Origin of the sequence: Mycobacterium gordonae (genome assembly GCF_002101675.1) — a bacterium.
Lineage (GTDB): Bacteria > Actinomycetota > Actinomycetes > Mycobacteriales > Mycobacteriaceae > Mycobacterium > Mycobacterium gordonae.
In genome coordinates this window covers 19,322-32,993 of the sequence record NZ_LQOY01000185.1, presented here as the reverse complement: position 1 = coordinate 32,993, position 13,672 = coordinate 19,322, and the positions used below count along the sequence as shown (strand labels likewise).

Below are 13,672 nucleotides of genomic sequence, written 5' to 3'. Positions count from 1 at the left end.
CCACCGACCCCACCGCGGCCGATCAACCCTGCCGCCCCACCAGCACCGCCGGCTCCACTGGGCAACCCGGCACCCCCCGGTCCACCGTTACCCCACAACAAGCCTCCGGGGCCTCCCGGCTGCCCCGGCCCGCCCGCCAAGCCATCACCGATCAATGCGCGCCCCACAATCGCCTGCGTCGGCGCGTTGATCACCCCCAACACCAGCTGCTCCATGCTGAACGCCTCGGCACCCCCGTACGCAGTCGCTCCTGCCGCCAGCGCCGCACCGAAGTCCTGCGCGAACGCCACCGTCAAAGCACTCACCCGGTAATACTGACGCCCGTACTCCCCGAACAACGCCGCAATACCCGCAGACACGTCATCTCCGGCAGCTGCCGCCACACCCGAAATCGCAGCCTCCGCAGCCGTTTCCGCCTCAACCAACGCCAATCCCACCGCGGATACGTTTCGTGACGCCCCCGCCAACGCCTCAGCCGACACCCACACCAGCGACACTCAACAACTCCCATCGCGAACACGAAAGCCAACCCGAACCGTATCGCCCTGCTCACCGAAACGGCCGCAAAAACTACGTATACGTAGGCAACGCATGTGATGCGTGCGCAGTTATCCCGGCAGGACCGGCGCTGCCCCGCCGATCATCAGGCCGGCGACCTCTGACCAGCCCTGTTGATTCTCAGCGGCGGCCGCCGAGTACATCAGCACGCCTTGCGGCCCGGCGACATACACGGTGGACGGATTGGCCGCGATGGCGAACAGGGGAATCTGCAGACCGCGTGCGGGCGCATCGGAGTTGACGCCGTCGAGATTGACGTAGGACACCGGGTGGGTGGCATCGTTGCGGGTGACCACGATGTCGTCCCCGGTTCGCCAGTACAGCGACACCACCGAGGTGCCCAGGCCGAAGCCCAACCGTCGCGGATAGGTCAGGGCGAACTGGCCGGCCTGGGTCTGCTCGACTCCGGCCAGGATCACCTGTCCCCCGATCACCATCGCCGCGCGGGTCCCGTCCCGGGAGAGCTGCAGATCGGTGATCGGCCCCGGGAAGCGACTTGCCACCGAGGTGGAGTCGACGGGGATCCGGGCCGGTTGCCCGGTCGCGGGCTCCTGAATGGCCCGTAGCACGTTGTTGGCGTCGACCACTACCCACACCGCGTCGTCCAGCGACCAACTGGGTCGCGACAGGTTGTGGCCGTCAGCGGACTGGACCGCCTCGCCGCCGAGGTCCCCGATCCACAGCGACGCCGCCATGTCCGGGGCGCCCCGGCGCAGCGTCACCACCGACGCCACCTGCCGCCCGCTGCGCGACAGCGCGGCCCCGGTCTGGTCACCCATGTGGCCGAAGGCTCCCGGCACGGTGGTGACGTGCTGTCCATCCAGCTCCACCAGCGACCCGCCCACCAGCGCGTGCAAACCCGCGCCGGCGCCGTCGGCCACACCCGGATCGGTGGCGGCGACGTCGGAGGTGTTCCAGCCCTGGGCGAACCGGTCGTCCAGCGGGGCGCCGTCGGCGTCGATCACGTACGGCCCGCGGATGTCGGCGCGCGCCAGCGTCCAGATGATCTGCGCGGCAAGCAAAGCCCGGCTGTGCGGGTCGGTGGTGGACAGCTTCTCCAGTTCGATGCGGGCGCCGCCGTAACCCTTGCCGACTCCGCTCTTGCCGCCGTCGGCCCGGGTGACCGGGCCGCGTAAGCGCAGCGGCGGAGCCAGCAGATTGCGCACGGTGTGCGCCATCTCCGGGCGGGGCCCGGCCAGCATCTTGGAGATGAGCTCGGTGGCCAGCTGGTCATGATCGGACACCGCGACATAGCGCGGGTCGGGCACCACCGTCTTGCCGGTGGGGTCGGCGAAGTAGAGCGTGTTCCGCTTGTAGGTCGACTGGAACTGTTGCCAGTCCAGGAAGACGCCGTTGGGCAGCCGGTCGATGCGCCATCCGCCAGAGGTCTTGACCAACTCGATCTGGCCTGGATCCGGCAGCTGGCCCTCGGCGGTCTCGAAGACCCCGATGTCGGACAGCGAGCCCAGGATGTCGGCCCGCATTGTCGCCGAAACACGCTCGGCGCCACGGGTTTCGACGAACACGACGTGGTCGATCAGCAGCGCGCTACCGGCGTCGTCCCAGGCGTTGGAGGCCGACTGGGTGAGGAATTGCCGGGCCGCCAGATGCCGGTTCGCCGGGTCGGCGGTCGCCTTGAGAAATTCGCGCAACAGGACATCGGGGTCCATGCCCGGGGTGGGCTTGGGCAGGTTCGACGGCGCCGGCCGCTCGACGGTGCCGATGGCCTGCGGTGCCGACGAACTGGGCACGCTCGCACAACCGGCAAGCACGGTGACGGTCGCCATCAGGGCGAGAAGCGCGCGCCTCACCCGGCGTGCTCCCGGGTCCGCTGCTCGGTGACCGAAGCCGGGTTGGCGGCCGGCGCCGGCTGCGGGATCGGCTTCATCGGCAGTGGGCTGGTGGTGACCTTGTGCCCACGCACGAGCGGCAGCGTCAGGCGGAAGCAAGCACCCTGACCGGGCTCGCCCCAGGCCTCCAGTCGGCCCTGGTGCAAGCGGGCGTCCTCGATGCTGATCGCCAGCCCCAACCCGGTGCCCCCCGAGCGCCGCACCCGGGACGGGTCGGAGCGCCAGAACCGGCTGAACACCAGCTTCTCCTCGCCGGGTCGCAGGCCGACGCCGTAGTCGCGGACCGTGACGGCGACGGTGTCCTCGTCGGCGGCCATCCGGATCCGCACCGGCTTGTGCTCGGCATGGTCGATGGCGTTGGCGATCAGGTTGCGCAGAATGCGTTCTACCCGGCGGGCGTCGACTTCGGCGATCACCTCGTCGGTAGGCATGTCCACCAGCAGCTCGATGCCGGCCTCCTCGGCGAGGTGGCCGACGTTGGTCAGCGCCTTATTGACGGTGGTGCGCAGGTCGAGCGCCTCCACGGACAACTCGGCGACGCCGGCGTCGTGCCGGGAGATCTCCAGCAGGTCGTTGAGCAGCGTCTCGAAGCGGTCCAGTTCGTTGACCATCAGCTCGGTGGAGCGCCGCAGCGCGGGATCCAAGTCGGAGCTGTGGTCGTAGATCAGGTCGGCGGCCATCCGCACGGTGGTCAGCGGCGTGCGCAGCTCATGGCTGACGTCGGAGGTGAAGCGACGCTGTAAGTTGCCGAACTCTTCGAGCTGAGTGATCTGTCGCGACAGGCTTTCGGCCATGTCGTTGAACGACACCGCCAGCCGCGCCATGTCGTCCTCGCCGCGGACCGGCATGCGTTCGGACAGATGCCCCTCGGCGAAACGCTCGGCGATCCGCGACGCCGACCGCACCGGCACCACCACCTGACGGGAAACCAGCAGCGCGATGCCAGCCAGCAGAAGCAGCAACACCAAGCCGCCGGTGGCCATCGTGCTGCGCACCAGAGTGATGGTGGCCTGTTCGTTGGCCAGCGGGAAGATCAGGTACAGCTCGAGGTTGGCCACCCGTGACGATGTCGGCGTCCCGACGATCAGCGCCGGACCGGAGAAGCCGTCGGTGTGCACCGTGGCGTATTGATAAGCGGCCTGACCGGCCTTGACGAAGCCGCGCAACGCGTTGGGCACCTGGTCGACCGGGCCCGCGGTCGAAGCGGCCCGCGGTCCGTCGCCCGGCACCATGAGCACCGCGTCGAAGGCTCCGGCCAGGCCGGCGCCGGAGGCGGGATCGGTCTTCGAGGTCAGGGTGTTGCGCGCCAGCTGCAGGCTGCTGTCCAGTGAGCGCGTCTCTTCACCGTTGACGATTCCGCTGACGGTGCCGCGCGCCCGCTCGATCTGATCGGTCGCCGCCTTGACCTTCACGTCGAGGACGCGATTGGTGACCTGGCTGGTCAGCACGAAACCCAGCGCCAGGATCACGGCCAGCGACAAGCCCAGGGTGAGGGCAACGACACGCAATTGCAGGGATCGGCGCCAAACCACGGCGACGGCTCGGCTCACAGCGCTCAAGCCGCGCGGCAGAGGGCCAGAACGCCCCCAGCGACCTCGACTACGTCGTGGCGAGCGCCAGATCACCTACACCGCACTCTCCCGGCCGGATCACGGGGGGCCGGCCTTGTAACCCACTCCTCGAACGGTCAGAACCACGGTCGGGTTCTCGGGATCCTTTTCGACCTTCGCGCGCAGGCGCTGGACGTGCACGTTCACCAGGCGGGTGTCCGCCGGGTGCCGGTATCCCCAGACCTGTTCGAGCAGCACATCACGAGTAAACACCTGGCGCGGTTTCCGCGCCAACGCGACCAGCAGGTCGAACTCCAGCGGCGTCAGGGAGATCTGCTCTCCGTTGCGGGTGACCTTGTGCGCCGGCACGTCGATGTCGACGTCGGCGATCGACAGCATCTCGGCCGGCTCGTCGTCGTTGCGGCGCAGCCGCGCCCGCACCCGGGCCACCAGCTCCTTGGGCTTGAACGGCTTCATGATGTAGTCGTCGGCGCCGGACTCCAGGCCGAGCACCACGTCCACGGTGTCGGTCTTGGCGGTCAGCATGACGATCGGCACACCCGAGTCCGCACGCAGCACCCGGCAGACATCGATGCCGTTCATGCCGGGCAGCATCAAGTCCAGCAGCACCAAATCCGGGCGCAACTCGCGCACCGCGGTCAGGGCCTGAGTGCCATCGCCGATGACCGCGGTGTCGAAACCCTCCCCACGCAACACGATGGTGAGCATCTCGGCCAGCGAAGCGTCGTCGTCGACGACGAGAATCCTTTGCCTCATGGTGTCCATGGTGTCACCAGATCAGGACAAAACTCGGCTACCACACGCGTGTTTCTCGATTGATAGGCCCAAATAGCGCCGAAATTGTGCTAAACGGCCGTCTCGGACCCCCAAAGGGAGGTGGCCAGAGCGGCCGGATCGACCTCCGCGTCCACCACGAGCCAGCGTCCGGACCACTTTGCCGCGGCCAGTTCGGCGTACACCGCGCCGGTCCGGCGCTGCAGCCCGTCGTCGCGTTCGTAGCTGTCCCGCGCCCGGCCCGGGTCGCGCTCCGCCCGGTTGCGGGCGCGCTGCCCGGCCAGTTCGGCCGGCACCGCGAGCAGAATCTGCCAGTCCGGCACCGGCAGACCCAGCCGCTCGTACTCGAGCGTGCGCACCCACGCCACCGCGTCCCCCGCCGCATCCTGATGCAGCCGGGCCGCGCTGTAGGCCGCGTTGGAGGCGACATAGCGGTCCAGAATCACCACATCGTGCTCCCGGGTCAGCCGCTCGATCTCACCGACGGCCCCGGCCCGGTCGAGCGCGAACAGCGTCGCCATCCCGTACACCGACTCGGCGAGGTCACCGTGCTGACCGTGCAGTGCCTCGGCCGCGAGATCGGCGGTGATCGACTGTCCGTAGCGCGGGAAGGCCAGCGTCGCCACCGACTTGCCCGCGCTGTGCAACCGCCGGCGCAGGCCGTCGGTCAGCGTTCGCTTGCCGGAGCCGTCGACGCCTTCGATCGCGATCAGCACGGCGCGAGCTTAGTCGCTGCCTCGAACATGACGCTGCAGTCGCACTCGGCGCCGAACGTGACTGTGGCGTCACGATCGGCGTCCGGTGCCGCCATCAGTAGCGGTAGTGGTCCGGCTTGTACGGGCCCTCGACGTCGACGCCCAGGTATTCGGCCTGGTCCTTGGTCAGCTTGGTCAGCTTTCCGCCGAGCGCCTCGACGTGGATGCGGGCCACCTTCTCGTCGAGGTGCTTGGGCAGCCGGTACACCTCGTTGTCGTACTCGTCGTTCTTGGTCCACAGTTCGATCTGGGCGATCGTCTGGTTGGCGAAGCTGTTGCTCATCACGAACGACGGGTGGCCGGTGGCGTTACCCAGGTTCAGCAGCCGTCCCTCGGACAGCACGATGACCGAGCGGCCGGTCTCCTTGAACGTCCACAGGTCGACCTGGGGCTTGATGTTGGTCCTGGTCGCGCCGGAGCGCTCCAGGCCGGCCATGTCGATCTCGTTGTCGAAGTGGCCGATGTTGCCCAGGATCGAGTGGTCCTTCATCGCCTTGATGTGGTCGAGCATGATGATGTCTTTGTTGCCGGTCGAGGTCACGACGATGTCCGCGTCGGCGATGGCGTCCTCGACGGTCACGACGTCGAAGCCCTCCATCATCGCCTGCAGCGCATTGATCGGGTCGATCTCGGTGACCTGCACGCGGGCGCCCTGGCCCTTCATGGCCTCGGCACAGCCCTTGCCGACGTCGCCGTAGCCACAGATGAGCACCTTCTTGCCGCCGATCAGGGCGTCGGTGCCGCGGTTGATGCCGTCGATCAGCGAGTGCCGGGTGCCGTACTTGTTGTCGAACTTGGACTTGGTGACCGAGTCGTTGACGTTGATCGCCGGGAAGGCGAGGTCACCGGCCGCGGCGAACTGGTACAGGCGCAGCACACCGGTGGTGGTCTCCTCGGTGACGCCCTTGACCGACTCGGCGATCTTGGTCCACTTGCCCTTGTCGGTCTCGAAGCGGTTGCGCAGCACGCCCAGGAAGATCTTCCATTCCGCCGAGTCGTCTTCCTCGGCGGGCGGCACGACGCCGGCCTTCTCGTACTGCATGCCGCGCAGCACCATCATGGTGGCGTCGCCACCGTCGTCAAGAATCATGTTGGCCGGCTTGTCCTCGTCCGGCCAGGTGAGCATCTGCTCGGCGGCCCACCAGTACTCCTCGAGCGTCTCGCCCTTCCAGGCGAACACCGGGACACCCTTGGGCTCTTCGGGTGTGCCATGCGGGCCGACAACGACGGCGGCCGCCGCATGGTCTTGGGTCGAGAAGATGTTGCACGACGCCCACCGAACTTCGGCACCCAGTGCGGTGAGGGTTTCGATCAGCACCGCGGTCTGGACGGTCATGTGCAGCGAACCCGAGATGCGGGCTCCCTTCAGCGGCTGCACCTCGGCGTATTCGCGGCGCAGTGACATCAGGCCGGGCATCTCGTGCTCGGCGATCCGGAGTTCTTTGCGGCCGAAATCCGCCAGCGACAGGTCGGCAACCTTGAAATCGATGCCGTTGCGAACGTCGGGGGTCAGCGAATTTTCGAGCGTCGTCATAGGGGTTTACATCCTTCTTTGGGGGCTCAAGCGAATCCGAGCAGCTGCGTCAGCCTCATTGCTCTCCGGAATCACTGTAGCCTCCGGTCATTTGCCGTCCTGGTCAGGGCACGTTGATGACGCCGTGGCGCTCTGCGAACGGGGTCATCATCCTGGCCAGATCCGCCGCGACGTCGTGGTCGGCCTCGGGCGGCATGGACACGTAGCTCAAGCACAACCGGACGATCGCCCTCGAGAGCACACCGGCATCGTCGTCGCTGGTGGCCAGCCACGTCTGGGTGAACGCCGTGGCCAGCCGCGTCGACGCCCGACTGATGATGGGCGCGCTGTCGGTGGTGATGAGCTGCAGCAGGTCGGGCTTGGCGACACCGGTCAACAGGGAGATCACCAACGGGTCGGCCGCCGACTCGGCAAAGAAGGCCCGGAAGCCCTGCAGGAACGACTCGTAGATGTTGCCGATGTTGGCATCCAGCGCACCCTTGACGGTGTCGACCAGCCGGTCGGCCAGGCGCAGGGCGTAACCCTGCGCCAGGCCCTGGCGGGAGCCGAACTCGTTGTAGATGGTCTGCCGGCTGATCCCGGCGGCCCGGGCCACGTCGGACAACGTGATGGCCGACCAGTCACGGCTGAGCAGCAGATCCCGCATCGCGTCGAGCACCGAGTCCCGCAACAGGGCGCGGGACGCTTCGGCGTAGGGAATCCGCTTCACAGGCGCGACCATATCTGTTTTCGCAGCGAAGTTGGTGCCGATCATGAGCGGGCGACCTCCACCATCACGAAGTCCGACTTGGCGGCACCGCAGTCCGGGCAGCTCCAGTCCTCGGGGATGTCGTCCCACCGGGTGCCGGGCGCAATGCCGTCTTCGGGCCAGCCCAGCTCCTCGTCGTACTCAAACCCGCACTGAACGCACTGGTAGAGCTTGTAGTCACTCATGTCATGTCATCCTTCCTGGACTAGTTCGAAATCGGGCTTCTCGCGGACGGCGCAGTCCGGACAACACCAGTCATCGGGGATCTGGTCCCAGCCGGTGCCGGCCGGGAAACCTTCGCGGGCATCACCTCTGGCCTCGTCATAGCGGTAGTCGCAGACGGGGCACTTGTACGCGGCGCTCATGCCGCCACTCCGTACTTGGCGAGCAGCTTCTTACGCAGCCGCGGTTGCACGTTGACCTTGGTGATGTCGCCGTCGTAGTGGTCGAGCACCCGGTGGTCCATCACCTTGCGCCACAGCGGCGGGAAGTAGGTCAGCGAGATCATCGACGCGTACCCACTGGGCAGGTTGGGCGCACCCTCCATGCTGCGCAGCGTCTGGTAGCGGCGCGTGGGGTTGGCGTGGTGGTCGCTGTGCCGCTGCAGGTGGTACAGGAACAGGTTGGTGACGATGTGGTCGGAGTTCCAGCTGTGCACCGGCGCGCAGCGCTCGTAGCGGCCGTTAGCGTTCTTCTGCCGCAGCAAGCCGTAGTGCTCGAGGTAGTTGACGGCTTCCAGCAGGCTGAAGCCGAAGATCGCCTGGATCACCAGGAACGGGATCACGCTCACACCGAAGGCCGCGATCAGCGCGCCGAACAGCACCACCGTCATCGCCCAGGCGTTCAGCACGTCGTTGCCCAGGTAGGTCCGCGGGTCCCAGGGGCTCTTGCCGAGCCGGCGGATGCGCTGCGCCTCCAGGTGGATCGACGAGCGGGCGCTGCCGATGACGCTGCGGGGCAGGAATTCCCAGAACGTCTCGCCGAAGCGGGCCGAGGCGGGGTCCTCCGGGGTGGAGACGCGCACGTGGTGGCCGCGGTTGTGCTCGATGTAGAAGTGGCCGTAAGCGGTCTGAGCCAGAGTGATCTTGGACAGCCAGCGCTCCAGCGAGTCCTTCTTGTGCCCCATCTCGTGTGCGGTGTTGATGCCGACGCCACCGAGGACGCCCACCGAGAGCGCCACGCCGATCTTGCCCAGCCAGCCCAGTCCGCCCTCATAACCCAGCCAGTGCAGGTTCGACGCGGTGAACAGGTAGGCACCCAGGATCACGCTGGCGTACTGGAACGGTATGTAGATGTAGGTGCAGTAGCGGTAGTACTTGTCGTTTTCCAACCGCTCCATGACCTCGTCCGGCGGGTTCTGGCCGTCGGGGCCGAACCGCAGGTCCAGCAGCGGCAGCAGGATGTAGACCAGGAACGGCCCGATCCACAGCGGCAGTTGCGCCGCGGTGTGCCAGCCGAGCTGGTTGAGGCCCCAGATCACCGGCAGCATCACGAAAAGGGCTGTCGGGGCAATCAGACCCATCAGCCATAGGTAGCGCTTCTTGTCGCGCCACTCGGTGGTCGGCACCTCCGAAGTGCCGTCGATTTGTGTGGTCATACGCCATACCTCCTTGTGTGAGTGTCACCACTTGAGGTTGGACATTACAACCGTTCACGTCTCGTGTCTAGACACCAGACGTCATTTTGTAAACTAAGTATCCAAATATTGCCTATATGTCCACGTCGCGGTCGCCCTTCTCGCGGCGCGCCTGCACCGAATGCCGGCGGCCGTAGCCCACGTAGATCGCTATCCCGGCCAGCAACCAGATGCCGAACCGCAGCCAGGTCAGCGCGGTCAGGTTGAGCATCAGCCACAGACACGCGCACACCGACGCGACCGGGAGCACCGGCACCCAGGGCGCCCGGAAACCCCGCGGCAGGTCGGGCCGGGTCCGGCGCAGCACGATGACGCCGGCGGACACCAGGACGAAGGCGAACAGCGTGCCGACGTTGACCATCTCTTCGAGCTTGTTGATCGGAAACACCGAGGCCGTCGCCGCGATCACCACCGCGACCAGCACGGTGATCCGGACCGGGGTGCCGCGGGAGCCGGTCTTGGCCAGCCCGCGGGGCAGCAGGCCGTCGCGCGCCATCGCGAACAGCACCCGGCACTGGCCGAGCATGAGCACCATCACCACCGTGGTCAGGCCGGCCAGCGCCCCGACCGAGATGATCCCGCTGGCCCAGTAGATGCCGTTGGCCTTGAACGCGGTGGCCAGGTTCGCCTGACCATGCCCGGAGACGCTGCGCAGCTGGGTGTAGGACACCATGCCCGACAGCACCACCGCCACGGCCACATACAGCAGCGTCACCACCCCCAGTGAGGCCAGGATGCCGCGCGGGACGTCGCGTTGCGGGTTCTTGGTTTCCTCGGCCATGGTCGCCACGATGTCGAATCCGATGAATGCGAAGAACACGATCGAGGCACCGGCCAGCACGCCGTACCAGCCGTAGTGACTGCCGCCGGCGCCGGTCAGCAGCGACAGCACCGACTGATCCAGCCCCCGGCCCTGGTGCTCGGCCTCAGGCTTGGGGATGAACGGCGTGTAGTTGGACGCCTTGATGTAGAAGGAACCGACGATCACGACCAGGATGACCACCGCCACCTTGATGGCGGTCACCACTGCGGAGAACCGCGACGACAGCTTGGTGCCCAATGCCAGCAGAACCGCCACCAGCGCGACGATCAGCAGCGCGCCCCAGTCGAACTCGATCGGCCCTAGCGCCACCGTGCCGCCGGCGAAGCCGAAGACCGTACCCAGGTAGCTGGACCAGCCCTTGGCGACCACCGCCGCACCGATTGCCAACTCCAGCACCAGGTTCCAGCCGATGATCCAGGCCAGAAACTCCCCGAAGGTGGCATAGGAGAAGGTGTAGGCGCTGCCGGCCACCGGCAGGGTGGACGCGAATTCGGCGTAGCACAGCGCGGCCAGCGCACAGGTCCCCGCCGCGATCAGAAACGAGATCCAGATGGCCGGGCCGGTGATGTCGCCGGTGGTGGAGGCGGTGACGGTGAAGATCCCGGCCCCGATCACCACCGAGACACCGAAGACCACCAGGTCAAGCCAGGTCAGATCCTTGCGGAGCCGGGTCCCCGGCTCGTCGGTGTCGGCAATCGATTGTTCGACCGATTTCGTGCGCCAGCGACCGGACATCAGCCCGCCCCTTCCGTCACCTGCATTTGTGTCCGCACAGTACTGGGTACTCTTCGGGCATGGTGGGGAGCGTAGAGAACAAGAATCATGCGGTAGTGATCGGCGCGAGCATTGCCGGGCTGTCCGCGGCCCGGGTGCTGTCCGACTTCTACGAACGGGTCACGGTCTTCGAGCGGGACGACCTGCCGAGCGGTCCGGCCAACCGCGCCACCGTCCCCCAGGACCGCCACCTGCACATGCTGATGGCGCGCGGCGCCAACGAATTCGAGAGTCTGTTCCCCGGCCTGCTGGACGACATGGTGTCGGCAGGCGTGCCGATGCTGGAGAACCGCCCGGACTGCATTCACCTGGGTGCGGCCGGCCACGTCCTGGGAACCGGGCACACCCTGCGCGACGAGTTCACCGCCTACGTGCCAAGCCGCCCGCACCTGGAGTGGCAGATCCGGCGCCGCGTCCTGGAGATCGACAACGTCCAGATTGTGCAGCGCCCGGTCGCCGAGCCGCGCTTCGAACCCGCGCTGCAGCGGGTTACCGGCGTGCTGCTGGACCCGGCGGTCGCCGGTACGGAGCCGGAGTTCGTCCCCGCCGATCTGGTGGTCGACGCCGCCGGTCGTGGCACCCGGCTGCCGGTGTGGCTGGACCAGTGGGGTTATCAGCGCGCCCCCGAGGCGACTGTCGACATCGGGATCAATTACGCCACACACCAATTCCGCATGCCTGAAGGGCTGATCGCCGAGAAGGTGGTGGTCGCGGGCGCCTCGCACGACAAGTCGCTGGGGCTGGGCATGCTCTTTTACGAGGACCGCACCTGGGTGCTGACCACCTTCGGGGTGGCGCATGAGAAGCCGCCGCGCACCTTCCCCGAAATGCTGGCGCTGGCAGAGGATCTGCTGCCGGAGCACTTCAACGCCGCACTCGCGCACGCCGAGCCAATCGGGGAACCGGCGTATCACGCCTTCCCGGTGAGCAGGTGGCGCCGCTACCACAAGCTGGAGCGCTTCCCGGCCGGGATCGTGCCGTTCGGTGACGCCGTGGCCAGTTTCAACCCGACGTTCGGCCAGGGCATGACGATGACCTCGATTCAGGCGGGCAACCTGCGCCGCGCGCTGGCGGCACCGGACGGGGATCTTGCGGCCACCCTCGCTCGGTTCACTGCCAAGACCACTTTCCCGGTCTGGATGATGAACGCCATCGGCGACGTGGCGCTGCACCATGCCACCGGGCACCCCGAACCCCGGTGGTGGCGGCCGGTCGGCGGACTGTTCGACCAGTTCCTCGGTGCCGCCGAAACGGATCCCGTTCTGGCGGAATGGTTTTTGCGCCGGTTCTCGCTACTGGACAGTCTCTATATGGTTCCGCCGGCGAAGCTGATCGGGCGCACGATGGCGCACAACATGCGGCTCTGGCTCAAAGAACGCCGGGAACTGCGCGCGCAGGGTCAGGAGCGGCGCGCGGTCACAAGCCCACGGTAGCCCGGAACAGCTTGGCCGGTCGCTGGGCGGACAGCCGGATGGGGCCGTCGTCGGCGCCGACCCATGCTGCCGCGCCGCGCTCGAGAGTCAACGACCCGGATTTGCCGTGCACGGTCAGCGCACCCTCGGTGCACAGCAGGATCTGCGGCCCGTCGTGACTGGATGCCGCGTCGACCTCGTGACCGAGGTGATCGGTGTCGAGCACCAGCAGCGCCAGCGCGAACTCGGCGGTGGGGGTGTCGTAAATCCGTTCCAGGCCGTCGCGGCGGATCAACGGGCGCAGCTGCGCTTCGGCGGTCGGCGTGAAGTCCAGCACCCGCAGCAGTTCGGGGACATCGACGTGCTTGGGCGTCAGCCCACCGCGTAGCACGTTGTCGGAGTTGGCCATCACTTCTACCGCAAACCCACGAAGGTAGGTGTGCAGGTTTCCGGCCGGCAGGAAGATCGCCTCGCAGGGGGCCAAGGTGATGCGGTTGAGCAACAGCGCCGCGAGCACACCGGCATCACCGGGGTAGCGCTCCCCCAGTTCCAGCAGCGTCTTCACCTCGGCTGCGAATTCCGTTGCCCCCGAACTGATGTACTGAATGGCGCCGTCGATAACGGCCGGCACCAGCACGTCGAGGTCGGGTTGGGGCGCGGTGATCCAGGTGGTGAACAGCGCGCGCAGTCCGTCCGCATCGGACTGGTCGTTGAGCAGGTCGATGAACGGGTCGAGATCGGACACGTTCAGCGCCCGCAGCAACTCGGTGGTACGCGACGCCTGGCGGAATCCGGCCAGCGCCTCGAACGGGGCCAACGCCACCAACAGCTCAGGCTTGTGGCTGGTGTCGCGATAGTTGCGCACCGGCGAGTTGACCGGAATTCCGAGTCGCTCTTCGCGGGCGAAACCCTCGAGCGCCTGCGCGGCGCTCGGGTGCGCCTGCAGCGACAGCGGCTCGTCGGCGGCCAGCACCTTGACCAGGAACGGCAGGGTGTTGCCGAACCGTGCCCGCGACGCCGGACCCAGCTGCCCCTCGGGGTCGTCGGTAAGCGCGGTCAACAGCGAAACTTCGCCCTCCGGCGTCTCCAGCCAGGCCGGGTCACCCGGGTGAGCGCCGAACCACAGTTCGGCCTCGGGATGCGCGGCCGGCACCGGCCGCCCGGTGAATTCGGCTATAGCGGTGCGTGATCCCCAGGCGTACGTCCGTAACGCTCCGCGTAGCAGTTCCACCGTCTA

13 protein-coding genes are annotated in these 13,672 nt (G+C 67.2%); 1 reads left to right on the top strand and 12 read right to left on the bottom strand.

The genetic code is table 11. The features are described 5' to 3' along the window. The 11 genes from AWC08_RS24130 to AWC08_RS24080 all read right to left on the bottom strand — a co-directional run. Positions 1–497, bottom strand: a 497-nt coding sequence (locus AWC08_RS24130; protein WP_142283779.1) for a PE family protein, incomplete at its 3' end; no start/stop codon positions are given. A 111-nt stretch (positions 498–608) separates the two neighbouring features. After that, entirely contained in the window at positions 609–2,369 is a 1,761-nt protein-coding gene (gene lpqB, locus AWC08_RS24125; RefSeq protein WP_065135543.1) for an MtrAB system accessory lipoprotein LpqB, read from the bottom strand. Continuing rightward, complete coding sequence (gene mtrB, locus AWC08_RS24120) at positions 2,366–4,033, bottom strand: MtrAB system histidine kinase MtrB (RefSeq protein ID WP_069435553.1); 1,668 nt, start codon at positions 4,031–4,033, stop codon at positions 2,366–2,368. Before mtrB ends, lpqB begins: the two co-directional genes overlap by 4 nt. 24 nt (positions 4,034–4,057) lie before the next feature. Then, positions 4,058–4,744 carry a two-component system response regulator MtrA gene (mtrA, locus tag AWC08_RS24115; RefSeq protein ID WP_015354856.1) on the bottom strand — a complete coding sequence of 229 codons (687 nt, stop codon included), beginning with the start codon at positions 4,742–4,744 and terminating at the stop codon, positions 4,058–4,060. A gap of 80 nt (positions 4,745–4,824) precedes the next feature. Beyond that, the gene (locus AWC08_RS24110) at positions 4,825–5,469 is read right to left on the bottom strand and encodes a dTMP kinase (protein ID WP_085088290.1); all 645 of its coding nucleotides are present in this window, start codon (positions 5,467–5,469) and stop codon (positions 4,825–4,827) included. 94 nt (positions 5,470–5,563) lie between these two features. Beyond that, complete coding sequence (gene ahcY, locus AWC08_RS24105; protein ID WP_069435427.1) at positions 5,564–7,042, bottom strand: adenosylhomocysteinase; 1,479 nt, start codon at positions 7,040–7,042, stop codon at positions 5,564–5,566. 103 nt (positions 7,043–7,145) lie between these two features. After that, a complete protein-coding gene (alkX, locus tag AWC08_RS24100) occupies positions 7,146–7,763 on the bottom strand; it encodes a TetR family transcriptional regulator AlkX (protein WP_172835206.1) in 618 nt (205 codons plus the stop codon). A gap of 29 nt (positions 7,764–7,792) precedes the next feature. Next, positions 7,793–7,975, bottom strand: a complete 183-nt coding sequence (locus AWC08_RS24095; protein ID WP_055576520.1) for a rubredoxin — start codon at positions 7,973–7,975, stop codon at positions 7,793–7,795. Between the two features lie 6 nt (positions 7,976–7,981). Next, the gene (locus AWC08_RS24090; RefSeq protein WP_065135548.1) at positions 7,982–8,155 is read right to left on the bottom strand and encodes a rubredoxin; all 174 of its coding nucleotides are present in this window, start codon (positions 8,153–8,155) and stop codon (positions 7,982–7,984) included. Beyond that, positions 8,152–9,387, bottom strand: a complete 1,236-nt coding sequence (locus AWC08_RS24085; RefSeq protein ID WP_065135549.1) for an alkane 1-monooxygenase — start codon at positions 9,385–9,387, stop codon at positions 8,152–8,154. Before AWC08_RS24085 ends, AWC08_RS24090 begins: the two co-directional genes overlap by 4 nt. Positions 9,388–9,499: 112 nt before the next feature. Beyond that, positions 9,500–10,984: an amino acid permease gene (locus tag AWC08_RS24080; RefSeq protein ID WP_069435428.1), complete on the bottom strand. Its 1,485-nt coding sequence runs from the start codon at positions 10,982–10,984 to the stop codon at positions 9,500–9,502. 59 nt (positions 10,985–11,043) lie between these two features. On the opposite strand from AWC08_RS24080, the gene AWC08_RS24075 reads away from it, so the two are divergent. After that, on the top strand, positions 11,044–12,456 hold the full coding sequence (locus AWC08_RS24075) for an FAD-dependent oxidoreductase (protein ID WP_085088286.1): 1,413 nt from the start codon (positions 11,044–11,046) through the stop codon (positions 12,454–12,456). Here the strand turns inward: AWC08_RS24075 and manA are convergent. Beyond that, positions 12,440–13,666, bottom strand: coding sequence for a mannose-6-phosphate isomerase, class I (gene manA, locus AWC08_RS24070; RefSeq protein WP_065135552.1), 1,227 nt, complete (start codon positions 13,664–13,666; stop codon positions 12,440–12,442). The two genes, AWC08_RS24075 and manA, sit on opposite strands and share 17 nt — an antisense overlap. Positions 13,667–13,672 lie beyond the last annotated feature (6 nt).